The organism is Stenotrophomonas sp. pho, assembly GCF_006228405.1.
GTDB classification, from domain to species: Bacteria; Pseudomonadota; Gammaproteobacteria; order Xanthomonadales; family Xanthomonadaceae; genus Stenotrophomonas; species Stenotrophomonas sepilia.
Genome location: NZ_CP029759.1, coordinates 4,038,219 through 4,064,222 on the forward strand (window position 1 = coordinate 4,038,219; position 26,004 = coordinate 4,064,222).

A 26,004-nucleotide genomic window follows, 5' to 3' on the forward strand; every position below is an offset into this window, starting at 1 on the left:
CTTGTGCGGCTCAGCGCCGCTTGACCGTCGCCACGATCAGCCGCTGCAGCTCGGCCACGGCACCGGCCTTGTCCAGCGCGCCGGCAGCCACACCCTCTGAAAGGGCTTCAGCCGCACCGAGGATGGCCCAGCGCCCCGCCAGCGACACCGTGCCGTCGGCGGCGAACGGGCCCAGCCAGACCTGGCAGTTGTCGATGAAATCCTGCTGGTAGCGCCGCCGCACCTCATGCAGTTCCGGCGCCCCCACCAGCGCGGCGAGGATGCCTTGCACTTCACTGCCCTGGCTGAGGACGCAGTCGATGTAGCCGGAGGCGATGGCCGCCGCCCGATCGACCAGCTGCGCCCGGGCGCGACCGATGCGCTCGTGGAAGACCACGGTCTGGCGTCCGTCATAGTCATCGTAGAGCGCCGCCAGCAAGCCATTGCGGGTCACGAAGTGATCGTAGGCCACAGGCTTGGTCACGCCCGCCGCTTCGGCCAGCCGCCCCAGCGTCAACGCTCCGGTACCTTCTTCGCGGACCAGTGCCCAGGCCACATCCAGCAACTGGCGGGTGCGTTGCTCCCGGGTCATTCGGCGGCGCGTGGGGGTGGCGTTGGCGGGCATCGGCGGAGCACGGCGATCAGCGCATTGGAACACCAATTTTACGGCCGATCGCCAGCGCGGTCTGTAGATGCGCTTCAGCGGCACCGGTATCGGCGTCCAGCAGCAGGTGGGACGACAGCACGCGTGCGCCGCAATAGTCGAAGATGCCCATGTCGATCTGCGTCCTCATTGCCGCGTCGTAGCCACGACGTTCGACCATGGCTGCGTCGGCGCCGCCCAAGCCGACCAGATGCACATTCAGGCGCTGCAGCTTCTTCACCAGCCTGCCCTGCGCATCCTGTGCGTAGGCCCAATCGTTGGTGAACACACGGTCGATCCAGCCTTTCAGCAGCGCCGGGAACGACCACCAGTACAACGGGAACACCAGCACCAGCGTATCGGTGGCATCCAGCCGCGCGTGCTCGGCAGCGACATCGGCCGGTACCGCGCCGGTGCTGCGGAACAACGCCTGGTCCTGCGGGTTGAAGCGCGGATCGAAGCCTTCGGCCATCAGGTCGGCATAGGCCACGGTGTTGCCGGTGTCGGCCGCGGCAATGGCATCACCGATGCGACGCGCCATCGCGTGGGTCAGCGAAACGGGCTCAGGGTGGGCGATGACAATGAGGCTGTGCATGGGGATCTCCAGGAATTGATACCTACCAATGGTAAGTAGCGATTCCTGGGAAACCAGCGCCATCGGTGGGACGCTGTTTTCGCGTCCAACGTATAGTGCAACGATGCCCTGTGGGACATCCGGACATGGATCGACGCCTGCCCCTGACGATACTGACGCTGCTGCTGTCGCTGTTGCTGCCATCCGCCTTCGCGGGTGAACTCAGTCCCAGTGACGCGAAGGCCCTGCGCGAAGATGTGCGCGCCCTGATGACTGCCTACGCCCGCGGCGACGCGGACTTCCTCATCGAGCGCACGCATCCCAGCCTCAAGCGGCTGGCCGGCGGCGATGAGGCCTTCCAGGCGATCACCCGCGATGCGTTGAAGAAGCAGCACAGCGGCGGCGTGGTGGTCATCAGCGAAGACGTCGGTGTGCCGACCCGGACCTATGCGGCCGGGGAGGAAGAAGTCTGCTTCGTGCCACGCCAATCCCTGGTACGGGTGCGTGAAACCCCGATGCGCAGCACCACGTTCATGGTGGCCGTGCGCCGCATTGGCGGTTCCGGGTGGACGTATCTGGACGGCACGGGGCTGCAGGACAATCCGCGCCTGCTTCGCCAACTGCTGCCAGCGCTGGAACCCGGCGTGATCCTGCCCAAGCGGGAGATCGAGGCGTTGTAGTCACCGGCCCTTCCCGTCATGCAGGGCGCGGGGCTACTGGAACAACGCGTTCAAGGCAGCCCCGGACGCCGCCTGCTGCAGGCCATTGAAGCGTCCGTCCTGCACGATCGGCTGGGTCGCCTGCATCAGTCCAGCCCACGCGGCACGCGCCAGCGCACCGCCCAGGCTGACCCGGCGAACGCCAAGTGCGGCGATGTCCTGCAGGCTCAGTGCTGTGGGTCCAGCGACCAGCAGGTTCACCGGCTTCGAGCCCGCGGCGGCGACCACCGCACTGATCTGCTCGCGCGTACTGATGCCCGGTGCATACAGCACATCGGCACCGGCCTCGGCGTAGGCACGCAGGCGCCGCAGGGTGTCCTGCAGATCCGGTACGCCCACGAAGAAGTTCTCCGCTCGCCCGACCAGCAGCACGTCGCCGCCCGCGCGGTCGATGGCCGCACGCGCCGCGCGCAATCGCTCGACCGCCTGCTCGATGGGCCTCAGTGGTGCATCGGCCAGGCCGCTGGCGTCCTCGATCGACAACGCCGCGATGCCGGTAGCGAGCGCCGCGGCTACCGCCTCCTCCACCGCCTGTGGCGTAGCGCCGAAACCATCACCGAAGTCGGCATTCAACGGCAACGGGGTCGCCGCCGCCATCAGTCGCAGGTGCTCCAGCGTGGCCTGCAGCGATACCGCGCCGTCCGGCCGCCCCTCACTCCAGGCGCAGCCGGCACTGGTCGTGGCCAGGGCCTGGAAGCCCTGCCGTTGCAGATAGCGCGCACTGCCCACGTCCCACGGATTGGGCAGCACGAAGCATCCTGCTGCATGCAACTGGCGGAAGCTGGCGCGCTTGCGCAGGGTGTCGGCATCAGGCGAGGCCATGGCGGGCTCCGGGGCAGTAGACCTGCACCCTAGCCCGCCGTTCGGTCGCGCTCAAGGCGACGAAGGCAGCCGTGCATGAAGTGATGCCGGCTGCTTATTGGACGCCACCGGCAGCCCTGCCCGAGCGTGGACGCCTGCCCCCACAATGCCGCCACGGAGCCCCTCATGCACCCGGACCCGCATCCCCTCACCGACGCAGGCGACGATGACGCCCACTGGGCCGACCTGCTCTCGCCCGCCCGCCGGCGCCTGATCGCGTCGGCCGGCCTGGCCGCCGGCGGCCTGGCCAGCGCGTCCACCGCCACCGCCGCCGCGCGCGTCGGCAGCGCCGTGAACACCACCGAACCCGGGCGACCTGGCTTCCGCGCCATCGTTCCGCCAGCGCCCAAGGGCCGCAGCCCCTGGGGCCAGGCCACGGCCAGCGAACCGACCCCGCGCCCGGCCAGCGTGCGCCCCGGCGAGGCCACGTTGCCCACCGCCCGCGCGCCTACACCGACATCAAGAGCTACCACGCCCATATCTATTTCGATGAGGACAGCTTCGAGAAGGCAGCCCTGCTGCGGCGCTGGGCCGCCGAGCGCTTCCCGGTGGAGCTGGGCAACTGGAACCTGGAGCCGCGCGGCCCGCACGTCACGCCCTCTTTCTACTTCGGCTTCACCAACGACCTGCTGCCGGTGCTGGTGCCGTGGCTGCAGCTCAACAGCCTGGGGCTGACCATCCTGATCCACCCCAATACCGGCGACGGTCGCGCCGATCACCTGTATTACGCCTTGTGGGTGAACCGCGCGCAGCCGGTGAACGCCTACAACTGGCCGGCGCCACAACCGGGGGAACAGGAGCCGTTGGAGGAGGTATTCCCGAACGTGGTGCCGACGGTGCCGCTGGAAACCTGAGCGGATGTCCGATTGGGGCGCTGGGGGGGCAGCGCACCTTGGGCAGCCCCCTCGGTGGCTGCGTAGCTTGCTGCGCGCCGCACTTCCTTCATCCACGCATGGCGTGGATCTACCGCATCATGGGCCGTTGCGGCATCGCCCCTCGCCCGGCCCTGCCGTGATCGTCGGCCTATGTGCTCGCATCCACCGCCTGCACGACGTTCAGCGCGCCTTGATCCGGCGTCCGCCATACAGCCACAGGCCCTCCGGCACGTTTCAAACATACGATTGAAACGCTGCAAACTTCGCCGAACTGGACAGCATCCACCGGTTCCGCCAGACTGCCGCCCTTTCCCGTCTTCCGGATCCCATGGCGAAGCTGCTGGTCCTGCACGGCCCCAACCTCAACCTGCTCGGCACCCGCGAGCCGGAGGTGTACGGCCACACCACGCTGGCCGACATCGACCAGGCCCTGGCCGCGCAGGCATCGGCTGCCGGGCACGCCGTGGAGAGCCTGCAGTCCAACGCCGAGCATGTGCTGGTCGACCGCGTGCAGGCTGCGCGCAACGACGGAACCGCTTTCATCCTGATCAACCCCGCCGCCTTCACCCACACCTCGGTGGCCCTGCGCGATGCGCTGGCAGCGGTGGCGGTGCCGTTCATCGAGATCCACCTATCCAACCCGCATACCCGCGAACCCTTCCGCCAGCACAGCTACTTCAGTGACAAGGCGGTGGGCGTGGTGTGCGGCTTCGGTGCCGACAGCTACCGCTACGCGATGGACGCGGCGCTGCTGCGCGTATCCGCCACCTGATTGTCGACCCGGGCGCCCACGGCGCTCTCCTCACCTAGATAGAAACCAAAGAGGCCCTCATGGATCTGCGCAAAATCAAGAAGCTGATCGACCTGCTGGAAGAGTCGAACCTGGCTGAAATCGAAATCAAGGAAGGCGAAGAGTCGGTGCGCCTGTCGCGCGCTCCGGTCGCTGGTTATGCCGCACCGGTCGCTGCTCCGGTGTACGCCGCCCCGGCGGCGCCGGCGGCGCAGGCCATGCCGATGCAGTCGCCGACCGAAGCGTCCACCGGCGGCACCGCCAAGCCGGGCCCGGCGCTGCCGGAAGGCCACGTGCTGCGCTCGCCGATGGTCGGCACCTTCTATGCCTCGTCCGCCCCGGACAAGCCGGCCTTCGTCACCGTGGGCCAGCAGGTCAAGGAAGGCGAAACCCTGGCCATCATCGAAGCGATGAAGATGTTCAACCCGATCGAAGCCGACACGTCCGGCACCATCGTCGCCATCCTCGGCGAGAACGGCCAGCCGGTGGAGTTCGACCAGCCGCTGTTCGTGATCGGCTGAGGGGCGCGCCATGCTCGACAAAGTCGTCATCGCCAACCGAGGGGAGATCGCGCTGCGCATCCTGCGCGCGTGCCACACCCTCGGCATCCGCACGGTGGCCGTGCACTCCACGGTCGACCGCAACCTCAAGCACGTGGCCATGGCCGACGAGTCGGTCTGCATCGGTCCGGCGCCGTCGCCGCAGAGCTACCTCAACATCCCGGCACTGATCGCCGCTGCTGAAGTCACCGACGCCCAGGCCATCCACCCGGGCTACGGCTTCCTGTCGGAGAACGCCGACTTCGCCGAGCGCGTGGAAGAGTCTGGCTTCATCTTCATCGGCCCCAAGGCTGACACCATCCGCATGATGGGTGACAAGGTCGAAGCCATCCGCGCGATGAAGGCCGCTGGCGTGCCGTGCGTGCCCGGCTCGGGCGGCCCGCTGGGCGACGACATCGTCGCCAACACCAAGATCGCCCGTGAGATCGGTTATCCGGTCATCATCAAGGCGGCCGGCGGCGGTGGTGGCCGTGGCATGCGCGTCGTGCACGCCGAAGCCTCGCTGAAGACCTCGATCGAAACCACCAAGAGCGAGGCCAAGGCCGCGTTCGGCAATGGCGAGGTCTACATGGAGAAGTTCCTGGAGAACCCGCGCCACGTGGAGATCCAGGTGCTGGCCGACGGCCAGGGCAACGCCATCCACCTCGGCGAACGCGACTGCTCGATGCAGCGCCGCCACCAGAAGGTGGTGGAAGAAGCACCGGCACCGGGCATCACCGCCGAACAGCGCGAGCAGATCGGCAAGGTGTGCGTGGAAGCCTGCATCCGCATCGGTTATCGCGGCGCCGGCACCTTCGAATTCCTGTACGAGGACGGCCGCTTCTACTTCATCGAAATGAACACCCGCATCCAGGTGGAGCATCCGGTCACCGAAATGGTCACCGGCATCGACCTGGTGGCCGAGCAGCTGAAGATCGCCGCTGGCCAGAAGCTGTCGATCAAGCAGAGCGACGTGGTACTGACCGGCCATGCCATCGAGTGCCGCATCAACGCCGAAGATGCTGAGACCTTCGTGCCGAGCCCGGGCACCATCACCGGCTTCCATCCGCCGGGCGGCCCCGGCGTGCGCGTGGATACCCACATCTACAGTGGCTATCGCGTGCCGTCCAACTACGACTCGATGATCGGCAAGCTGATCGTGCACGGCCCGGACCGCGAAACCGCCATCGCCCGCATGCGGGTGGCGCTGAGCGAGATGGTGGTCGATGGCATCAAGACCAACATCGCCCTGCAGCAGCGGATCATGCGCGACAAGGGCTTCCAGGCCGGTGGACAGAACATCCACTACCTGGAAAAGCGCCTTGCCGAACGCAAGAACAAGCCGATCGCGCTGACCTGATCGTCACCCGATGCTGGACATGGAAAGGGCGGGGATATTCCCGCCCTTTCCTGTTTTCCTTCCGGCAGCGCCGAGCCGTTCCCGGCTTGCGGGCGAGTGCAGCCGAGCATGGCTCGGCTCTACTGATGCGGCCTCAGCGCGCGTCCGCCGCGGTCGCCGGAATCTGCGAATTGGCCAGCGGCCGCACGCCATTGGGCGAGGTCGGATCGACGATCACCATGGTCTCGGTCGAGCCATCCGGCCAAACTACCTGGAAGGTGCTGCCAGCCGGCAGTGAAGCGAACGGCATGCCCGTCTGCGCGCGATAGACCGCAGCGACCTGGCTGGCGCCGGCGCGGCGCACGTCTTCCTGCGCCTTCACCGTGGTCAGTTCCACCTTCGACAGATGCCGGTACCGATCCTCGTAGGTATCGATCATCAGCAGGCCGACCGCACCGGCAGAGTAGGCCACGAACAGCGCCACCCAGAACCAGAACTTGGCCCCATGCAGGAATCGACGGTAATTCATCGCCCGTCCCTCTTTCCAATCAATCGCTTGATCCATTCCTTCATTTTCCCAGCACCTTGCCGCGATACCGCAGCGTCATACACGAAATCCCGGAAATCCTGCGCTCCATCCTGCGAACAGATCCCTCCGTTCGCACAAAAACTGTTGACCAGCACGCTGTCCGCTCCACACGGTAGACCGAGTTCGCAGGCCGCAAGCCGCCATGCAAGCTCACTGAGCTGTTCGCCCGCCACCAGGCCGTCGAGTGCGCTGTCACCGGCGGCACGCACGCCCATGCCCGGCGCGATCGCCATATAGGCCTCCGGGTCACGCGAAGTGCGCACGCGCTCGACCAGGTCGCGGCGGTACTCGGCACTGTCATGCAACGGCTCACCCTCGGCGAACAACGATGCTTCTGCGGCCAGGTTGCCCTGCGCGGCCGCCTTGCGGCGTTCGGCCAGCACCAGCGCAGCGCCCAGCTTGTCGCCCGGAACGAAGCCGCCACACCGCTGCGCCACGCGCTCGCGGGCCTCGATCATCGCCGGCGCCGCGGTCAGGCCCAACCCGCTCAACACGTTGTTGTCCAGGCGGTAGCCACCCGGATCGAGTGCGTACTGCGCGCAATAGTCGTACACGCGGCTGAGCATCCAGCGCGCTTCATGGTTACCTGTATCGGCCTGCACGCGCAGTCGCTGGGCGTAGGCGTACAGATCGCTGGCGTCTTCGATGTCGGCGCGGAGGTCCAGCGGCAGGCCCGACGGCAGCGTGTTGCCGCGCTCGACGGTGGCCAGCCGGCGCGCCAGGGCTTCCGGCACCACCGGCAACGCCGCTCCGCTGTCGCGGCTGGCCACGACGGTCGGCAGGTCCGGCGACGGTGATGCCACGCCCGCCGCATGGCCGCTGGCCCGGTACCCGGCCACGCCCAGCACGGCCACCGCCGGCAGCACGAGCAACCAGGTTTTCAGGGTCGGGGCGAAGGCCATCGGCGGCGGTGAGCGTTCACGGCGCACAGGAAAGTGACGAGTTTAGCAAGGCCCGGCAGGCCTGTCTGAACTGCCCCCGTTCATCTCAAGGTGGCATCTCACGCGATACGGAGACGCTCCGATGGTCTAGCATGGCCCCTTTCCCGTGATTGCCCCCACCGCCATGCCGTTCCTGGAACTGACCCTGCGCTGCACCGAAGCCACCCAGCCCCGCTATGAAAATGCGCTGGAGGACGTCGGCGCACTGGCTGTGACCCTGCTCGATGCCGAAGCCGACACCAGCAACGAACAGGCCATCCTCGAACCCGGCGTGGGTGAAACGCCGCTGTGGGACACCCTGGTGCTGAGCGCACTGTTCCCCGCCGACAGCAATGCACTTTTGCTGCTGGCCGCGCTGGAATCGTTCGATCCGGAACTGGACTGGAGCAACGGCAGCTTCCGCGCCGTCGAGGATGAAGACTGGGAACGCGCCTGGCTGGACCAGTTCCAGCCGATGGATTTCGGCAGCCGTACCTGGATCGTGCCGTGGAACCATGAACTGCCGGACGCCGCGCAGGCCGCCGATGCCGCCGTGGTGCGGCTGGACCCGGGCCTGGCCTTCGGCTCGGGCACCCACCCGACCACCGCCCTGTGCCTGCGCTGGCTGGACCAGCTGGCCGTGGACGGCCAGTTGCAGGGCCAGCGCGTGCTCGACTTCGGCTGCGGCTCGGGCATCCTCGCCCTGGCCGCGCTGAAGCTGGGTGCCGCCGAAGCGGTCGGCGTGGACAACGATCCACAGGCGCTGGTCGCCACCGCCGACAATGCCGAGCGCAACGGCGAGCAGGCACGCATGCACGTGTACCTGCCGCAGGACGAACCGGTCGCCACCTACCCGATCGTGGTCGCCAACATCCTTGCCTCGGCACTGGACGCGTTGGCCGAGCTGCTGGCCGCGCGCGTCGCTGCCGGCGGCCGCATCGCCCTGTCCGGCATCCTGCATGGCCAGGAAGGCGAACTGCTGCAGCGCTACGCCGCGTGGTTCAACGACCTGCAGGCGACCCAGGATGGCGACTGGATGCGCATCACCGGCGTACGCCGCGCCTGATCGTGATTGAATGACCGCTGGATCCGAGCCCGCACCCTGAGCATGTCCGAGCCGAACCCGCCGCGCCGCCCCTTGGCCACCTTCCTGCGCCCCGCGTCGGAAGGCGAGGCTGCACCTGCGACCGATTCACGCACGCCCGACCCGGCGATGGATGACATCCCGCCAGCCCAAGCCCGCCCCCCTCGAAGCGGCGCCGCCACCGATGGCGGAAACGCGACAGTGCGATGACATCGTCAACCCCGACGAAGCGGTCGTGATCGAACCCGTCCTTGCCGCTCCGGCTCCGCAGGCCGTGGCCGGAGATGCACCCAGTTTCCTGGGCACCTCGCGGCCACGCGCACTGCCGACGCCACGCTGGCACTGGGGGCTGGTCGCCGGACTGGCACTGCTGCTGGTCCTGCAGAGCGTGCTGGCCGATCGTGCGCGACTGGCCGCCGACGCCGGCAACCGCGCCTGGCTGGGCGCACTGTGCGGCGTATTGCGCTGCAGCCTGCCGGCCTGGCATGACCCCACCGCGTTCACCATGACCAGCCGCGAGATCCGCCCCGTGCCGGGCCAGGCGGGCGTACTGCAGGTGCAGGCCAGCATCCGCAACGATGCGCGCTGGGCACAGGCCTGGCCGGATCTGCGCCTGTCGCTGTCTGACGCCGATGGCCGGGTGATCGGCAGCGGCGTGTTCGCACCGGCGCAGTACCTCGGCGAGAACCCCGGCGCGGCCGTGCTGGAACCTGGCCAGAGTGCACGCATTGCGTTCCGCGTGCAGGAACCCGCCGCATCCACCGTCGCATTCACATTCGACTTCCTCTGAGCAGGATAGAGGCGACCAGCCGTGGTAGGTCGGGCACGCTCGCGCTAGACTGGCCGCCACCACCTCGTCCGGCCGCGCGCTCCGCGCGCACGGGCCAACCGAATCGGGAACCCCCTTGAACGCTGTCCTCTCTCGTCCTGACAACAGTCGTGGCGCTCCCCGGCCACCGCTGCGTGAACACGTCGCCCAGTCCGTGCGCCGCTACCTGCGTGACCTTGATGGCTGCGACGCGGACGATGTCTACGAGATCGTGCTGCGCGAGATGGAAATCCCGCTGTTCGTGGAAGTGCTCAACCACTGCGAAGGCAACCAGAGCCGCGCCGCGGCGATGCTGGGCATCCACCGCGCCACCCTGCGCAAGAAGCTGAAGGAATACGGCATCAGCGCGTAAGCGCGCGTGGGTCGTGCCGGCCGCTGGCCGGCAACCCCATGAACGATGGCAGGGAGTTGCAGTTGCCGGCCAGCGGCCGGCACTACCGGTGGATCCACGCCATGCGTGGATGGAAGCCCGGCAAAGTCAACCGCCCCCGCCCGTCAGTAGATCCACGCCATGCGTGGATGAAGGCCCGGTAGGATCACCCGCCCCCGCCGCCTTCCAGTAATACCGCACCACATGGAAGAACACCGGCGCGGCGAAGCACACCGAATCCAGCCGGTCGAGCATGCCGCCATGGCCCTCGATCATGTGGCCCCAGTCCTTGATGCCACGGTCGCGCTTGATCGCCGACATCACCAGCCCCCCCAGAACCCCATCAGGTTGATCAGCAGCGACAGGCCGAACGCCTGCAGCGGCGTGAACGGGGTGATCCACCACAGTGCCGCACCCAGCGCACTGGCACTCAGCACGCCGCCCACGAAGCCCTCCACCGTCTTCGACGGCGATAGCTTCGGGGCGATCAGGTGCCGGCCCAGCAGCTTGCCCCAGATGTACTGCAGCACATCCGAGGACTGCACCACGATCACCAGGAAGGCAAACAGCAGCACGTTGCGCGCCGGATCATGCCCGGGCACATGCAGGTTGAGCAGCAGCGGCACATGCGAGATGCAGAACACGCAGATCATCAGCCCCCACTGCACCTTCGCCGTCCGCTCCAGGTAGTGCGTGGTATCGCCACCGATGGTCGACAGGATCGGCAGGAACAGGAATGCGTAGACCGGAATCAGCAGCGTGTACATGCCGTACCAGTCGATCCACACCAGGTAGTACTGCCACGGCAGCACGATGTAGAACGCGGCCAGCAGCGCGTAGTAGTCGCCCGAGCGGGTCGGTGCCAGAGTGATGAACTCGCGCAGCGCGAACAGCGAGATGATCGCAAACAGTACGATCACCCCGGCGCGACCGAAGAACAGCGCCAGCCCGACCACGATCGCCATCACCCACCAGGCGCGGATGCGCGACACCAGGTTGGCGATCACTGCACTGGGCTGCCCACGCTGCCGCCAGCGCAGGGTCTCGGCCACCAGCGTGGCCAGCACCAGCACCACGCCGACGCCGGCAAACAGCAGACCGGTCTGCTGGCCCACGCTGCGCGCGGCCAGGTCACCGGACACGTCCATCAGATAGCTCATGCGCGCCCTCCATTCGGCGCCAGGTCCAGCAGCGCCTGCCGGCTGCGGGCCAGGAATGCAGCCTTGTCCTCGTCGGCCTGCAGCCGCAGCGGCGTGCCGAACGTAGCCGTGCACAGCAGCGGCAGCGGCAGGAACCGGCCCTTCGGCATCACCCGCTTCAGGTTGTCGATCCACACCGGCACGAACTCCAGCTCCGGCCGTTGCCGCGCCAGGTGGTAGATGCCGCTCTTGAACGGCAGCAGCGGCTCATCGCCCACATTGCGCGTGCCTTCCGGGAACAGGATCAGCGAGCACTCTTCGTCGACCGCATCGCGCAGCACCTGCAACGGGTCCTGCTGGCGGTGCCCGGCCTCACGCTCTACCAGTACACCGTTGAACACCGCATCGATCAGGTAGCGGCGCAGGCCGTCGCGCTGCCAGTATTCGGCGGCGGCCACCGGGCGTACCTGTCGCCGCAGCGCGGGCGGCATCGACGACCAGATCAGCACGAAGTCGCCATGGCTGGCGTGGTTGCCGTAGTACACGCGGCGCTCGCTGGACGGCGCACAGCCGATCCACAGCGCACGGGCGCCCGTCACCACGTGGATCGCGCCACTGCAGGCGCGTGCAATCAGTTCGGCGAACATCGGTCCCTCCCGTTCACGTCTGCGGCCACACTACGGCCAGTACCAGTAGTGCGGCCTGCACTGCCGTCAGCAGGTACTGGCGCAGCAGCAGCCGGCGCATGCCGGCCCAACGCACGTCCCAGCCGCGCAGCGGCGCATCGGCCGGTGTGCGGCGCAGGCCACTGTCCTGCAGCAACTGGTCGGTACGGCGTGCAGCGGCTTCGCCTTCCAGGCCTTCATCGCGCAACAGCTGCAGCAGGCTCGCGTCCAGCCCGACCCGCCATGCATGGTAGGCCTGCACGAGCCCAGCGCCCACACTGAGCAGCAACAGCCCGGCGGCGATCATCGCCAACCCCGCTTCGATGCCCAGCAGCAGCAGCGCCACCAGCAGCAGCCCCAGCGACAGCAGCGCGGGCCAGCGTCCCTGGCGCAGCAGCAGTTGCATGGTCGCCAGATCGGGAACGGCACTCATGCGCGCACTCCAGCCGCTGCGGTGATGGCTTGCAGATGCTCCGGGCCCAGCACGATGCCGGGGCGTGCCGCACGCACGATGGCGACCGCCGCTCCGACGTCCGCGGCACGGCCCGTGCGCAGCAGCCACGTCGCCACGCTGGCGGCACTGCGCGAATAGCCCAGTGCACAGCACACCAGTAACGGCCCCTGCGGCCGCAGACGCTCGATGGCCTCGGCGGCCTCGCGCAGCTGCTCCGGCGTGGGCACCACCAGGTCCAGCATCGGCACGCTGCCATACGCCGCACCCGGCGCGCAGCAGGACAGCTCGGCGCAGGCATCGACCACGGCCACCAAAGGTGCCGGCAATACCGTGCAGGGAATCCGGCCCAGCCACACGCCGTCCAGCACCGGCACCGGCTGCGGCGCACGCCGTGTCCACAGCCGCGAGTTGACCCAGGCGGCGCCCAGGTACGGTGCCAGCAGCCAGCGTGCCGCCATGCTCAGGCGACCATCGGCGCGCTTCTGGAACACCGCCGTGCCCAGCCCGGCATACGCCAGCGCCACCAGCATCAGCGACACCACCGGCCACAGCAGCCACAACGCCGTACCCCGCAGCAGGACCACCGGCACCAGCAGCACGGCGGCCGCCAGCAGGTACAGCGCAGCCAATCGCCACCGCTTGGCATGCCGCGCGATGCGCCAGGCCCGCAGCGGTGGCGTGCCCTGCTCCGGCCACAGCCACACGCACAGCCAGCCGGCCAGCAGCCCGGTCGGGATGTCGATGAAATGATGCTGGAACGTGGTCAACACCGAGACGCCGATCAGCAGCGCCCACACATGCAGGACCCAGCGCCAGGCACCGTGCAGGTACTGCGCGAACTTCACCCACAGCACGATCAGCAGCACGATGTGCAGCGATGGCGCCTGGTTGAACGGCTTGTCGAAACCCAGCAGCACATCGAACAGCCAACCGAACACGCCGCCGATCTCCGGCCGCTCGAAGCTGAAGCGCAGCGGCCACAGCAGGAAGCAGCTCACGGCGATCAGCTGTGCACTGAACAGCCGCAATGCGTGCCGGTCCAGTTCGAGGCGCTGCCGGCACAGGAAGAACGAGACCGCGTAGAACAGGTCGATCGACCAGTACGGCACGATCGTCCATGGCATGAACGGAATCTGCGTTTCCCAGCCGAACGCCATCACCGGCAGTTCGGCGTGGCGGCCGGCCATCCAGTTGGCGAAGCCGTAGCTGGCAAAGAAGAACGGGCCCAGCAGGGCCAGCCACAGCAGCGCGCGCCGCCAGGGGCGCCCCGCCGTGGCAAGCGGAGTTGCAGCCAGCGTCGCCATCACGCGGTCCGGCGTGCCAGCGACACAGTGAAGATGCCGAAGTCATCGATGCGCTGCGCCACTTTCTCGAACCCGGCCAGGCGCACCAGTTCATCCATTTCCTGCTGGGTGCGGCGGCGCATCACCCAAGCAGCGCCACCACGATGACTGGTCAGCGCGCGGGCGATGAACTCCAGCTGCGGGTGCCAGGGCTGGCCGGTGTAGGCCAGGTAGCCACCCATCGGCACCGTTGCGGCGATGCCCTGCAGCGAGCACAGCACGGCGTCGTTGTCGGGGAACAGTTCGTACAGGCCCGATACCACCGCCAGCGTCGGCGCCGGATCGACCTGCGCCAGCTGCACCGGATCGAACGCATCGCCCTGTTCGAAACGGGCGATGTCGGACGCACCGAGGCGCTCGATCAACGCTTGGCCCTGGGTCACGTTCAGACCGCTGAAGTCGCGCAGCACGATGCGCTCGGCGCGTTGCTCGCCCTGGCCCAGCGCTTCCAGTACATAACGGCCATGGCCAGCGGCCACGTCCAGCACGCGCACCGGCATGCCCTGCCCGCGCAGGCGTTGGGCGGCATCGCGCAGCAGTTCCTGCAGGTGCCGACCGCGAATGCGGATGCCGCGCCAGCCGATCGCATCCAGGTAGTTGCGGTCGACCAGGCGCCCCAACGGGCCCTTGCCACGTGCTTCGTCGCGATAGATGTAGTCCAGCGTGCTGCCCGAATCGAAACCGGTCTGCAGGCCCAGTGCAATGCCTTCGGACAGTCTGCCGCCAAAGCGCAGGCCACCGCGCACCACGCGCCAGCGCAGGTCGGCCAGGCTGTTGCGCTCGGGCGGCCAGGCCAGGATTTCAGACTCCTCAAATGTCGGCCCATGGCGGTGCGCATCGCGCCGCGACAACTCGCGCAACGGTTCGGCGAATCGCGCCTGGATGAAGCTGCGGATACGTGCCAGTGCCGGTGCCCGATCACGCTCGCCCAGCGTGTCGTGGAAGAAGCCCGGCAGATGCACGCGCTCCTTGATCGGGCTGGACAGGCGCTCGTAGAAGCGGTCCTGCGGGCCACGGTGCACGACGAAGTCCGAGCCGGACACCAGCAACTGCACCGGCACGCTGATGGCCTGCGCATCGGCGACGATGCGATCGGCCGCCTCATACAGGCCCAGCAACACGCGCACCGAGATCGGCCGGGTGATCAGTGGATCGGTGCGGTAGCTTTCCACCCGCGCCGGATCGTGGGTCAGCCATTGCGGCTTGACGTAACTGTTGACGAAGAAGTTGCCGCGCAGCTTCTGCATCAAGGCCAGGCCCGGGCGTGCGAACGGCACGTACAGCTTCACCTTGAACGCCGGGGAGGCCATCACCAGCGCGCGCCGGCGCGGCGCGTAGTCGTGCACCCAGGTGGCGGCGACCACGGCACCCACGCTCTGCGCGATCACCACGATGTCTTCCACCGCGATGCCATGCTCGGCGCCGATGTGGGCGATGAAGCTGTCCAGGTCGCGCACCAGCGCCGGAAAGCCCGGTGCATCGCCACGCGCGCCCGGCGAACGGCCATTGCCGCGCGCATCCCAGGCGAAGAAGGCGGTGTCAGGCAGGTCCAGCTCATCGACCAGATGGGTAACACGCCCGGAGTGCTCGTGCCCGCGGTGCAGCAGCACGATGGCCTTGGTGGCCGGCGCTGCGGTGGTGCCCGCCCAGTACCGGTAGAACAGCGGTACCTGGTCGAAGCTGTGGAATTCCCGTTCCTGCGCCTGACGCATGCAATCTCCTGATTGTCTTTTTCTATCTGCTTGATTAATTTGGCGAAACTGCGGTTTCCCGCAGTCCGCGACGGACCCGGTTGATCATCGTCAGCACGCACAGCACCGCCATGGCCGCGGCCACGCCCGTGACCGTCATCGCGCCAACCCACTCAAACGCCAGCAGCAGGCCCAGCGCACCGATCACGAAGGCGCGGTCGCTCTTGCCCATCGGGCCGTCATAGCGGCGGCTGGCGCCGACCATCAGCCCCAGCACGCCGGCGTATTCGCTCAGCGCCGCGGTCCAGGCCAGCAGCCACAGCGCCTCCGGGCGCACGCCCGGCACGCTGAGCAGGCTCAGGTACAGCGCCGCATCGGCGATCACATCGCACAATTCGTTCAGATAGGCACCCAGCCGCGACTGCTGGCCGAATTCGCGGGCCAGCATGCCGTCCACCGCGTTGAGCGCCATGCGCAGCAGCATCCACAGCGGCAGCAGCAGGTACAGCCATGGCTGCGCCGGCGCGCAGCACCAGACGGCGCCGGCCACCAGCAGCGAGACCACGGCAGCGGCCACGGTCACCGCATTGGCGGTGATCCCCATGCGGTACAGGCCGCGTACGGCTGGACGCAGGAGGTCCTGAAAACGTCCTTTCAATGCATAGATCGACACGATCCGAACCCGCTGATCCTTGGCAGTTCCCGCACAGCCTACCCGATTGGGCAGCGTGCCCCATCGAATTGATTGCGGACCGCCCCCGTCCAGACGGTGCTGAAGGCGGCCACAGGCCATCGGTGCGGGTTGATTGCCACCACCAGCGCCCGCCATCGGCCGCCACCGCCTACAATATCGGCCCCGCTCCGCTGCCGATTCTGTCCCATGACTGCTGATCTGTTGCCCGTCCGCCGGGCCCTCCTCTCCGTTTCCGACAAGACCGGTCTGGTCGAGCTGGCCACTGCGCTGGCGGCACGCGGCGTGGAGCTGCTTTCCACCGGCGGCACCGCCAAGGCGATCCGCGAGGCGGGCCTGGCAGTGAAGGACGTGGCCGAGGTCACCGGTTTCCCGGAAATGATGGACGGCCGGGTCAAGACCCTGCACCCGATGGTGCACGGCGGCCTGCTGGGCCGCTCCGGCCTGGATGACGCGGTGATGGCCGAGCACGGCATCGGCGCCATCGACCTGCTGGTGCTGAACCTGTACCCGTTCGAATCGGTCACCGCCAAGGCCGACTGCACCCTGGCCGACGCGGTCGAGAACATCGACATCGGCGGCCCGGCCATGCTGCGTTCGGCGGCCAAGAACTTCGCCCGCGTGGCAGTGGCCACCGACCCGTCGCAGTACCCCGAGCTGCTGGCCTCGCTGGAGGCCAACAACGGCCAGCTGACGGCTGCCACCCGCTTCGCGTTCTCGGTGGCCGCGTTCAACCGCGTCGCCCAGTACGATGCGGCGATCAGCAACTACCTGTCGGCGGTCACCGCCACCGACGCCGCCGTGCCGGCCCGTGCCGAATACCCGGCGCAGATGAACTCCACCTTCGTGAAGGTGATGGACCTGCGCTACGGCGAGAACCCGCACCAGAGCGGCGCGTTCTACCGCGACCTGTACCCGGTCCCGGGCACGCTGGCCACCTTCCAGCAGCTGCAGGGCAAGGAGCTGAGCTACAACAACCTGGCCGATGCCGATGCGGCGTGGGAATGCGTGCGCCAGTTCGATGCGCCGGCCTGCGTCATCGTCAAGCACGCCAACCCGTGCGGCGTGGCCGTCGGCGCCGGCAACGGCGATGCCTACGAGCTGGCCTACGCCACCGACCCGACCAGCGCCTTCGGCGGCATCATCGCCTTCAACACGCCGCTGGACGCCGCCACCGCCAAGGTGATCCTGGACCGCCAGTTCGTGGAAGTGCTGATTGCCCCGGACTACGAACCGGCCGCGCTGGAGTACGCGCAGAAGAAGGCCAACGTACGCGTGCTGCGCATCCCGCATGGCGACGGCCTGAACAACTTCGACAGCAAGCGCGTCGGCTCGGGCCTGCTGCTGCAGTCGTCAGACAACCGCGGCATGACCCGCAACGAGCTGAAGGTGGTCAGCAAGCTGGCGCCGACCGACAAGCAGTTCACCGACCTGCTGTTTGCCTGGAAGGTGGCCAAGTTCGTGAAGTCCAACGCGATCGTCTATGCCAAGGACAACCGCACCATCGGTGTCGGCGCCGGCCAGATGAGCCGCGTGTACTCGGCCCGCATCGCCGGCATCAAGGCCGCCGACGCGAACCTGGTGGTCGAGGGTTCGGTGATGGCCTCCGATGCGTTCTTCCCGTTCCGCGACGGCATCGATGCCGCCGCTGCCGCCGGCATCAAGGCGGTTATCCAGCCGGGCGGTTCGATGCGCGATGCCGAAGTGATCGCCGCCGCCGACGAACATGGCCTGGCCATGGTGTTCACCGGCGTGCGCCACTTCCGCCACTGATCCGCATCACCAAGCCGGGCCCTGCCCGGCTTTTCTTTTCCGTATCCGAGAACCCTGTCCCATGAAGATCCTCGTCATCGGCTCCGGCGGCCGCGAACACGCCCTGGCATGGAAGCTGGCCCAGTCCTCCCGTGTCACCGACGTGATCGTGGCGCCCGGCAACGCCGGTACCGCCAGCGAAGACAAGTGCCGCAACTTGGCGGTGAAGGTGACCGATATCGACGGCCTGCTGGCGCTGGCCCAGGCTGAAGGCGTGGCGTTGACCGTGGTCGGCCCGGAAGTACCGCTGGTGGCCGGCGTGGTCGACCGCTTCCGCGCCGCCGGCCTGCGCATCTTCGGGCCGACCGCCGCCGCCGCGCAGCTGGAAGGCAGCAAGGCCTACGCCAAGGACTTCCTGGCCCGCCACAACATCCCCACCGCGTTCTATGCCGTGCACACCGACGTGGACGCTGCCCTGGCCTACATCCGCGAGAAGGGTGCACCGATCGTGGTCAAGGCCGATGGCCTGGCCGCCGGCAAGGGCGTGATCGTCGCAATGACGTTGGCCGAGGCCGAAGACGCGGTGCGTGACATGCTCTCCGGCAACGCGTTCGGCGATGCCGGCGCCCGCGTGGTGATCGAGGAATTCCTCGATGGCGAGGAAGCCAGCTTCATTTCGATGGTGGACGGCGTGCATGCGCTGCCGATGGCCACCTCGCAGGACCACAAGCGCGTCGGCGACGGCGACACCGGCCCCAACACCGGTGGCATGGGCGCGTACTCGCCGGCGCCGGTAGTGACGCCGGAGGTGCATGCACGCGTGATGCGCGAAGTGGTGAACCCAACCGTGCAGGGCATGATCGCCGACGGCATCCCGTTCACCGGTTTCCTCTACGCCGGCCTGATGATCGATGACAGCGGCGCGCCGAAGGTAATTGAATTCAACGTGCGCTTCGGCGATCCGGAAACCCAGCCGGTGATGCTGCGCCTGCAGTCGGACCTGGTCGAGCTGGTGGAAGCGGCGATTGATGGCCGCCTGGACCAGGTAGAAGCGCAGTGGGATGCGCGCCCGTCACTGGGCGTGGTGCTGGCCGCGAGGCCCTACCCGGAAGCGCCGATCACCGGTGATGTGATTTCCGGCCTCGGCGACGTGCCGGCCAGCGCCAAGGTGTTCCATGCCGGTACGGCATTGGATGCGCAGGGCCAGGTGGTCAGTGCCGGTGGCCGCGTGCTGTGCGTGGCCGCACTGGGCGACAGCGTGCGCGACGCACAGGCCAATGCCTATGCCGGCGTGGCCAAGGTGAGCTGGGCCAACGCGTTCCACCGCACCGACATCGGCTGGCGCGCGATCGCACGCGAGGGCTGAGGCCGCGCCGCAGCCACGCATGGCGTGGCTCTACTGACACTGGGTAGATCCACGCCATGCGTGGATGAGGACGCCACCGAAAAGAAAAGGCCCGGCAATGCCGGGCCTTTTCCTGGCTTCAACGCCATCCCGCCTTACGCGGTGAACAGCGCCTTCATCTTCTTCAGCGCGTTCGCCTCGACCTGGCGGATGCGCTCGGCGGACACGCCGTACTCGTCGGCCAGCTCCTGCAGCGTCACCTTGCTGTCGGCATCCAGCCAGCGACGACGGATGATGTCGCGCGAACGCGCATCCAGTTCGGCCAGGCCTTCGCGCAGCAGCTGCATCTGGTTGTCTTCGCTGTCCTCGCGCTCGTAGGCCATCGACGGGTCTTCGTCATCGGCAACCAGGAACGCAGCCGGCGACGGCGGGGCGTGCTCGTTGTCCTCGTCGGTCGGCGCATCGAAACCGATATCGCGACCGGACAGGCGCGACTCCATTTCCATGACCTCGCGCTCGGACACGTTCAGGTCCTTGGCCACCGCGCTGACTTCAGCCGCGTTCATCCAGCCCAGGCGCGTCTTCGACTTGCGCAGGTTGAAGAACAGCTTGCGCTGCGCCTTGGTGGTGGCGACCTTCACGATGCGCCAGTTCTTCAGGATGAACTCGTGCATTTCGGCACGGATCCAGTGCACGGCGAAGGAGACCAGGCGCACGCCCATGTCCGGGTCGAAGCGCTTGACCGCCTTCATCAGGCCGATGTTGCCTTCCTGGATCAGGTCACCCAGCGCGAGGCCGTAGCCGTTGTAGCCGCGGGCCACGTGCACCACGAAGCGCAGGTGCGAATGCACCAGCTCGCGGGCGGCGTCCAGATCGTTGCCGTCGCGGAAGCGACGGGCCAGGTCCTGTTCGTCATCGACCGACAGCACCGGGATCTGGTGCACGGCACCGATGTAGGCGTCCAGCGAACCGAGCGCACTGGGAATCGGGAGATTGTTTGCCACAAGGGCAGTAGAGGTGTTCTGGCTCATAGGCACCCATCTTAGCAGTCCGGGATTTGGACTGCTAAAGGAGGAAAAAGTTCCAGCATCCTATTGATGCAACACTGGTCCCAAACAGAGCCCTACCGTAGCGCGATTTGATGACAGTGGCGAGCATGCTTTTCGGGATTCACAATCCCTTGGAATTCAAGCAATTACCTGGCAGAAACCGGCCGATTTCAGTCAAGCGGAGCTGAACGGGCCGTTCTGCAGACCCATTCAGGCCCGGAGACGTTGCCCGGTGTTCAGGCCCAGCAGCCCGACGGTGCTCAGAGCGCCGAACGCGGCGGCAGCGACCAGTCGATCGGGGCCTGGCCGCGGCGCTGCAGGTACTCGTTGGCCATCGAGAAATGCCGGCAGCCGAGGAAGCCACGATGGGCCGACAGCGGCGACGGGTGCGGCGACTTCAGCACGCGATGGCGACGGGTGTCGATGACCTTGCCCTTCTGCTGCGCATAGGCGCCCCACAGCATGAACACCAGGCCTTCGCGTTCGCGGTTGAGCACATCCACCACGTGATCGGTGAAGCCCTCCCAGCCACGTCCCTGGTGGGCACCAGCCTTGCCCTCTTCCACCGTCAGCACGGCATTGAGCAGCAGCACCCCACGTTGCGCCCACGGAATCAGGCAGCCGTGGTCCGGGCGCGGGATGCCGAGATCGCTCTCGATCTCCTTGTAGATGTTCAGCAGCGACGGCGGCACCGGCACGCCCGGCGGCACCGAGAAACTCAGGCCATGCGCCTGGCCGCGGCCGTGATACGGGTCCTGCCGAGGATCACCACCTTCACCTGCTCGAACGGCGTGGCGTCGAACGCGGCGAAGATCTGCGGGCCGGGCGGGAACACCGCCGCGCCACTGGCCTTGCGCTGGCGCAGGAAGCTGGACAGCTCGCGCATCTGCGGCTGCAGCAGGTAATCGCCGACATGCTGCTTCCAGCTCGGTTCCAGCTGGATCGTCGGGGTGTCGGCTACTTCATCCATCATCGAATCAGGGGTCCATCGTTCAATCGGGCCAGGCGCAGCTGGAACAGCACCTTGGTGACCAGCAGCCGCTCTTCGATCGGCTTGAGCACCAGGTCATTGGCACCGGACTGCAGCAGCCCGGTCTGGTTGTGCGGGTTGCCGTCACCGGTCATCACCAGCACCGGCAGGCGGCGCTTGCCGTAACCGAAGTCCACGCGCACGCGCTGCACCACGTCGCGCCCGCTCAGTTCGCCCTTCAGGGTGACATCGGTCAGCACCAGATCGATGCGGTGGCGGCTGCGGCCCAGCGACTCGGCAGTGAGCAGGGTGAATGCCTCTTCGGCGCTGACCACGTGCAGTACGTTCAGCTGCTGCCGCTCAAGCATGCGCTTGGTGGCCTCGGCCACCACGCGGCTGTCCTCGATGTAGAGGATGGTGGCGCCGGGATGGTCTGCGGCTGCACATAGCCACGGATGAAGGTCGCCAGTGCCTCATGGCCAGCGCCTTGTCGAAATAGTCGGTGACGTACTCGGTGAAGCGACGCTGCTCCAGGTGCTGCTGGGCATCGCCGGACACAACGATCACCGGCACATAGGCCTGGCCGGCGGCTTCGCGCACCATCCGCGCCAGCGCCAGGCCGTCGCCATCGCGCAGGGTCAGCGAGGTCGTCACCAGGTCCACCGGGCCTTGCGCCAGCGCCTGCTGCGCATCCTCGATGCTGTCGCAGCCGATCACCTCCACGCCCGGCAGGTCACGCTGCAGGACATCGGCGATCAGCTTGCGGACCAGCTTCGAACCATCGACCACCATCACCCGCGTCGCGGGCCCTTCAAGGTGCTTCAGCGCTTGCGGTTGCATGCCGGTCTCAGGTGTCGGTCGGGCGGGTCTGGCGGAGGAAGTGGCCGGTCACCAGCCAGGCGCCCAGCCAGCCCAGCAGCAGCGTGCCGACCAGGACCAGGCCGCCGTGCAGCAGGTCCAGGCCATGCAGCACGAACGGGCTGCCGTAGCTGCGCGAGAGTTCGGCCAGCGGCACGCGCAGGGCGGCACCGGCGGCGCCGATCAGGGCCAGCGCTACTGCGCCGGCGCCCAGCCCGTACCACGCGCCCAGGTACAGGAACGGGCGGCGGATGAAGCCATCGCTCGCGCCGAGCAGCTGCAGCACGCCGATCTCTGCGCGACGGGCCTGGATGTCAAGGCGCACCGTGTTGCCGACCACCAGCGCGGCGCCCACGCCGAGCAGCACCGACAGCACCTGCACCAGCCGTGCACCGAACGCCAGCCAGGCGTCCAGGCGCTGGCGCCACAGCGCATCGTGCTGCACCAGGTCGGCCTCGGGCAGGCTTTCCAGCGCGCGTGCCAGGCGTGCGTCGTCCTTGCCCTGGCCCGGGTGATCACCAGCAGCGAGGGCAACGGATTGTCGTTGAGCGCATCGATCGCCTCACCGAGGCCGGCATCGCGCAGTTCCTGCAGGCCCTGCTCGGGTGTGCGCACATTCACTTCGGCCACGTCATCGCGGTCGCGCAGCTGGCCGGCCAGGCGAAGCGCACCGGGACCATCGATGTTGCCCTTCAGGAACACGTTGATGTCGCGCGACTGCTGCACGCTGCCGGCGAACTGCTTGAGGTTGTCCAGCGCGATCGACAGCCCCAGCGGCAACGCCAGGGCCAGCGCCATGACCATCACGGTCAGCAGGGTCGCCCACGGCTTGCGGCAGGCGCGGCCCAGGCTGAACACCACGCTGTGCACGTGGTGCTGGAACCAGACGCCCACGCGCGACGGGGCGGCGGCTTCGCTGTTTTCGTTCTTCGCCATCGGTTACTCCGCCAGGTCCTGCGGCGAGATGTCATCCACCAGCCGGCCGTGGTCGAGGATCAATACGCGCTTGCGCATGCGGCGCAGCAGCGGCAGGTCGTGGCTGACCACCAGCACGCTGGTGCCGCGCGAGGGCAGCTCGGCGAACAGGGCCATGATCTCCGCTGCCAAGGTCGGGTCGAGATTGCCGGTCGGCTCATCGGCCACCAGCAGCTTGGGCTCGCCGACGATGGCACGGGCGATGCCGACGCGCTGCTGCTCGCCGGCCGACAACTGCGAGGGCAGTGCCTTCTCACGATGGCCCAGGCCCATGCGCTCGAGCACTGAACGCACGCGCTTGTTGATGTCGCCACGGCGGGTACCACGCAGGATCAGTGGCAGCGCCACGTTCTCGGCAATCGAGCGGTCCATCAGCAGGCGGTGGTCCTGGTAGACCGCCCCCACCGCGCGTCGGTGGCGCGGCACGTCGCCGCCGCGCACCTTCAGCAGGTTGCGCTCGTCGAACACCACCGCGCCACGGCTGGGCCGCTCGTCGAGGTGGATCAACTTGAGCAGCGTACTTTTGCCCGCACCGGAATGGCCGGTGACGAACAGCATCTCGCCCGGCGCGACCTCGAAGCTGACATCGGTCAGTGCCTCGTGGCCACCGGCGTACTGTTTGCTGACATTGTCGAAGCGCAGGACACTCATGCCCCGATTATGCAGGACCGGCGCGACGGCGTGGAGATGGTCACGGGATCGGTAGTGCCGGCCGCTGGCCGGCACGCCCATGAAGCCACCCGACCAACGGTCGGGTGCTACAGGATCAGTTGCCCGACAGCATCCGGCGGATCTTGCGGCCGATGCGGGTCAGGAACGAATCGCCGGTATCGGCGGCGGTACGCACCGGCTTGGCCACCACCTGCACCGGGGTCACCGGGCTCGCGCCGTTGCCGGCGTTGGCCTGCACGCCCTCGGCACCCTCGACCGGACGGCCATGGCGACGACGACGGCGCTTGCGCGGCTTGTGCTCACCATCCACGGCACCTTCCGGTGCGCCTTCGGCGCGCGGCGGGCGCGGCGGACGCGGGGCCGTGGCGGCGGCGCCTTCAGCACCGGCGACCGGGGCGGCAGCGCCCTGCTCGCCTTCCACGCGCGGCTTGCGCGGGCCGCGCGAACGGCGTTCGCCGCTGCGCTCGCCGTCACGGCCACCACGACCACCACCACTGCCGGAACGACCGCCACTGCGGCCACCACCCCGACGCTCTTCCTCGGCGGCGCGGGCTTCGCGCGCTTCACGGAAGATCTGGCCGACGCTTTCGTTGTCCTCGCCTTCCTCGCCTGCAGCCGGGGCCGGGCGTTCCGGGCGCGGCAGCGGCGTCAGCAGTTCCTTGGTGACCGGCTCGGAGGGAATCTTCTGCTCGATGTAGGCCTCGATGTCCGGCAGGCCCATCGCGTAGCGTTCGCAGGCGAAGCTGATCGCATCACCTTCTTCACCCAGGCGCGCGGTACGGCCGATGCGGTGCACGTAGTCTTCGGCATCGAACGGCAGGTCGTAGTTGTAGACGTACTTGATGCCATCGATGTGCAGGCCACGGGCGGCGACGTCGGTGGCCACCAGGATTTCCAGCTGGCCCTTCTGGAAGCGGTTGAGCAGGCTCTCGCGCTTCTTCTGCGGCACATCGCCGGACAGCACGCCGACACGGTAGCCGGCCTTCTCCAGCGAGCGGGCGACGCGCTCGACGAACACCTTGGTGTTGACGAACACCATGGTCCGCGCGCCTTCGCTGCGCGACAGCAGGCCCAGCAGCAGCGGGATCTTCTCGTCGTCGGCCGGGAAGTAGATGCGCTGGCGCACGCGGGCAGCGGTGATGGTCTCGGCTTCGACCACCAGCTTCTGCGGCTCGTTCATGTGCTCGTAGGCCAGCTCCAGCACGCGATGGCTGAGGGTGGCGCTGAACAGCAGGGTCTGGCGGATGGTGCGTTCCGGCATGCGGCGCAGCAGGAAGCGGATGTCCTTGATGAAGCCCAGATCGAACATGCGGTCGGCTTCGTCGAGCACGCAGATCTCGCAGGCATGCAGCGAAACCACCTTGTGCTGCTTGACGTAGTCGATCAGGCGGCCCGGGGTGGCGATGATCACGTCCACACCCTGCTGCAGCAGCTCGCGCTGCTTGTCGTAATCCACGCCACCGTAGACCAGGGCGAAACGCAGGCCCAGGTCGGAACCGAACTTCACCGCATCCTTGTGGATCTGGATGGCCAGCTCACGGGTCGGGGCGAGGATCAGGGCGCGGGGTCTTCCGGCTTGCGGTCGGCCAGCGCCGGACGGGTCAGCAGGCGGTTCACGACAGCGACCAGGAAGGCCAGGGTCTTGCCGGTACCGGTCTGGGCCTGGCCGGCAACATCACCACCGGGCAGCGCGACCGGCAGGGTCAGCGCCTGGATCGGGGTGCAGCGGGTGAATCCGGCTCCTTCAAGGCCGGCCTGCAGGGCCGGATGCAGCTCGAAGGAGGAAAAGGTCAAATCGGTCAGCGGTTTGTCGCTCATGAGTCCGTCTTGGTATGGCCGCCGGCCCTTGGGGCGGCTGGCACTTCAGCGTCTAGGGGAACCGTCGCAAACTGCGGCCCCTGCGGCGGGTTGGCAGGCCGGGACCCTCGGTCCGTGCGCCGCACAATGTCCCAGTTTAACGCACTCGGGCAGGCAAACCGGAATGCGGTGTCTCACGGCACCCGGAGACGCCACCTTCACCCAGCCACACTGGACTTGAACGGCCCGGTCTGGGGCGCTGGTGTCGCGCACTGCCAGCCCCATGTACAGGAGGACAGTGAAATCCGACACATACCGGGCATCGAAGCGATCACGATACGCTGGGTTCCAGACGGCGCCTGTCCCTGCCCCGCGATAGGGGTACACTGCCGGCCGTGAGCGTCCAGGCATCCCGCCGAACGCACCGCGGCAGTGCGCCGCGAGGCAACGACGAGGGTCGCGCCACCGGGCAAGGCCCAGTTCACCCACCTC

At 67.7% G+C, this 26,004-nt stretch carries 20 protein-coding genes and 7 pseudogenes; 10 read left to right on the forward strand and 17 right to left on the reverse strand.

Going from position 1 to position 26,004, the window contains the following annotated elements; all coding sequences use genetic code 11:
- Window positions 1-10: 10 nt before the first annotated feature.
- Window positions 11-604 (reverse strand): TetR/AcrR family transcriptional regulator, encoded by a 594-nt coding sequence (locus tag DL544_RS18825; protein ID WP_065178823.1) that lies wholly within the window; start codon window positions 602-604, stop codon window positions 11-13.
- A gap of 16 nt (window positions 605-620) precedes the next feature.
- Window positions 621-1,217, reverse strand: coding sequence for an NAD(P)H-dependent oxidoreductase (locus tag DL544_RS18830; RefSeq protein WP_065178824.1), 597 nt, complete (start codon window positions 1,215-1,217; stop codon window positions 621-623).
- 125 nt (window positions 1,218-1,342) lie between these two features.
- Here DL544_RS18830 and DL544_RS18835 point away from each other — a divergent pair, with 125 nt between their 5' ends.
- Window positions 1,343-1,876 (forward strand): hypothetical protein, encoded by a 534-nt coding sequence (locus tag DL544_RS18835; RefSeq protein ID WP_005419691.1) that lies wholly within the window; start codon window positions 1,343-1,345, stop codon window positions 1,874-1,876.
- A 33-nt stretch (window positions 1,877-1,909) separates the two neighbouring features.
- On the opposite strand, the gene DL544_RS18840 is transcribed toward DL544_RS18835, so the two are convergent.
- Entirely contained in the window at window positions 1,910-2,737 is an 828-nt protein-coding gene (locus DL544_RS18840) for an isocitrate lyase/PEP mutase family protein (protein WP_065178825.1), read from the reverse strand.
- A gap of 165 nt (window positions 2,738-2,902) precedes the next feature.
- Between DL544_RS18840 and DL544_RS22610 the strand changes: the two are divergent.
- From DL544_RS22610 to accC, 4 genes and pseudogenes are all read left to right on the forward strand, one after another.
- Window positions 2,903-3,630, forward strand: a pseudogene (locus DL544_RS22610) (DOPA 4,5-dioxygenase family protein).
- A 349-nt stretch (window positions 3,631-3,979) separates the two neighbouring features.
- Complete coding sequence (gene aroQ, locus DL544_RS18850) at window positions 3,980-4,423, forward strand: type II 3-dehydroquinate dehydratase (RefSeq protein WP_065186305.1); 444 nt, start codon at window positions 3,980-3,982, stop codon at window positions 4,421-4,423.
- Between the two features lie 59 nt (window positions 4,424-4,482).
- Window positions 4,483-4,962, forward strand: a complete 480-nt coding sequence (gene accB, locus DL544_RS18855) for an acetyl-CoA carboxylase biotin carboxyl carrier protein (RefSeq protein ID WP_019660824.1) — start codon at window positions 4,483-4,485, stop codon at window positions 4,960-4,962.
- Between the two features lie 10 nt (window positions 4,963-4,972).
- The gene (gene accC, locus DL544_RS18860; protein ID WP_065178826.1) at window positions 4,973-6,340 is read left to right on the forward strand and encodes an acetyl-CoA carboxylase biotin carboxylase subunit; all 1,368 of its coding nucleotides are present in this window, start codon (window positions 4,973-4,975) and stop codon (window positions 6,338-6,340) included.
- A 133-nt stretch (window positions 6,341-6,473) separates the two neighbouring features.
- Here the strand turns inward: accC and DL544_RS18865 are convergent, their stop codons facing one another.
- Both DL544_RS18865 and DL544_RS18870 read right to left on the reverse strand, forming a co-directional pair.
- A complete protein-coding gene (locus DL544_RS18865; protein ID WP_005419699.1) occupies window positions 6,474-6,848 on the reverse strand; it encodes a hypothetical protein in 375 nt (124 codons plus the stop codon).
- Window positions 6,845-7,810: a hypothetical protein gene (locus tag DL544_RS18870; protein ID WP_065178827.1), complete on the reverse strand. Its 966-nt coding sequence runs from the start codon at window positions 7,808-7,810 to the stop codon at window positions 6,845-6,847. The genes DL544_RS18865 and DL544_RS18870 overlap by 4 nt, the downstream gene beginning before the upstream one ends.
- A 163-nt stretch (window positions 7,811-7,973) precedes the next feature.
- On the opposite strand from DL544_RS18870, the gene prmA reads away from it, so the two are divergent.
- From prmA to fis, 3 genes and pseudogenes are all read left to right on the forward strand, one after another.
- Window positions 7,974-8,894, forward strand: coding sequence for a 50S ribosomal protein L11 methyltransferase (prmA, locus tag DL544_RS18875; protein ID WP_065186334.1), 921 nt, complete (start codon window positions 7,974-7,976; stop codon window positions 8,892-8,894).
- A 42-nt stretch (window positions 8,895-8,936) separates the two neighbouring features.
- A pseudogene (locus DL544_RS18880) lies at window positions 8,937-9,702 on the forward strand (DUF3426 domain-containing protein).
- Between the two features lie 115 nt (window positions 9,703-9,817).
- Window positions 9,818-10,093, forward strand: coding sequence for a DNA-binding transcriptional regulator Fis (gene fis / locus DL544_RS18885; protein ID WP_005419706.1), 276 nt, complete (start codon window positions 9,818-9,820; stop codon window positions 10,091-10,093).
- Window positions 10,094-10,294: 201 nt separating this feature from the next.
- On the opposite strand, the pseudogene DL544_RS18890 reads toward fis, so the two are convergent.
- The 6 genes and pseudogenes from DL544_RS18890 to DL544_RS18915 form a co-directional block, all read right to left on the reverse strand.
- Window positions 10,295-11,271, reverse strand: a pseudogene (locus DL544_RS18890) (phosphatidate cytidylyltransferase); the annotation flags it as partial.
- Window positions 11,268-11,897, reverse strand: coding sequence for a lysophospholipid acyltransferase family protein (locus tag DL544_RS18895; protein ID WP_005419712.1), 630 nt, complete (start codon window positions 11,895-11,897; stop codon window positions 11,268-11,270). The pseudogene DL544_RS18890 and the gene DL544_RS18895, both read right to left, overlap by 4 nt.
- Window positions 11,898-11,910: 13 nt before the next feature.
- Complete coding sequence (locus DL544_RS18900) at window positions 11,911-12,348, reverse strand: hypothetical protein (RefSeq protein WP_005419714.1); 438 nt, start codon at window positions 12,346-12,348, stop codon at window positions 11,911-11,913.
- A complete protein-coding gene (locus DL544_RS18905; RefSeq protein WP_139727814.1) occupies window positions 12,345-13,673 on the reverse strand; it encodes a phosphatase PAP2/dual specificity phosphatase family protein in 1,329 nt (442 codons plus the stop codon). Before DL544_RS18905 ends, DL544_RS18900 begins: the two co-directional genes overlap by 4 nt.
- Window positions 13,673-15,424, reverse strand: a complete 1,752-nt coding sequence (locus DL544_RS18910; protein ID WP_139727816.1) for a bifunctional alpha/beta hydrolase/class I SAM-dependent methyltransferase — start codon at window positions 15,422-15,424, stop codon at window positions 13,673-13,675. Before DL544_RS18910 ends, DL544_RS18905 begins: the two co-directional genes overlap by 1 nt.
- A gap of 34 nt (window positions 15,425-15,458) precedes the next feature.
- On the reverse strand, window positions 15,459-16,076 hold the full coding sequence (locus DL544_RS18915) for a CDP-alcohol phosphatidyltransferase family protein (RefSeq protein ID WP_099485488.1): 618 nt from the start codon (window positions 16,074-16,076) through the stop codon (window positions 15,459-15,461).
- A gap of 207 nt (window positions 16,077-16,283) precedes the next feature.
- Between DL544_RS18915 and purH the strand changes: the two genes are divergently transcribed.
- A complete protein-coding gene (purH, locus tag DL544_RS18920) occupies window positions 16,284-17,867 on the forward strand; it encodes a bifunctional phosphoribosylaminoimidazolecarboxamide formyltransferase/IMP cyclohydrolase (RefSeq protein WP_139727818.1) in 1,584 nt (527 codons plus the stop codon).
- Between the two features lie 61 nt (window positions 17,868-17,928).
- Window positions 17,929-19,212, forward strand: coding sequence for a phosphoribosylamine--glycine ligase (gene purD / locus DL544_RS18925; protein WP_139727820.1), 1,284 nt, complete (start codon window positions 17,929-17,931; stop codon window positions 19,210-19,212).
- Window positions 19,213-19,346: 134 nt separating this feature from the next.
- Here purD and rpoH read toward each other — a convergent pair whose 3' ends face one another.
- The 6 genes and pseudogenes from rpoH to rhlB all read right to left on the reverse strand — a co-directional run bounded on the left by rpoH (window position 19,347) and on the right by rhlB (window position 25,533).
- Entirely contained in the window at window positions 19,347-20,222 is an 876-nt protein-coding gene (rpoH, locus tag DL544_RS18930; protein ID WP_005411269.1) for an RNA polymerase sigma factor RpoH, read from the reverse strand.
- 278 nt (window positions 20,223-20,500) lie between these two features.
- Window positions 20,501-21,213: pseudogene (ung, locus tag DL544_RS18935) on the reverse strand (uracil-DNA glycosylase).
- A pseudogene (locus DL544_RS18940) lies at window positions 21,210-22,050 on the reverse strand (response regulator). Before DL544_RS18940 ends, ung begins: the two co-directional pseudogenes overlap by 4 nt.
- A gap of 7 nt (window positions 22,051-22,057) precedes the next feature.
- A pseudogene (ftsX, locus tag DL544_RS18945) lies at window positions 22,058-23,004 on the reverse strand (permease-like cell division protein FtsX).
- A 3-nt stretch (window positions 23,005-23,007) separates the two neighbouring features.
- On the reverse strand, window positions 23,008-23,694 hold the full coding sequence (gene ftsE, locus DL544_RS18950) for a cell division ATP-binding protein FtsE (protein WP_005419728.1): 687 nt from the start codon (window positions 23,692-23,694) through the stop codon (window positions 23,008-23,010).
- A 115-nt stretch (window positions 23,695-23,809) separates the two neighbouring features.
- Window positions 23,810-25,533: pseudogene (rhlB, locus tag DL544_RS18955) on the reverse strand (ATP-dependent RNA helicase RhlB).
- Window positions 25,534-26,004: the final 471 nt, after the last annotated feature.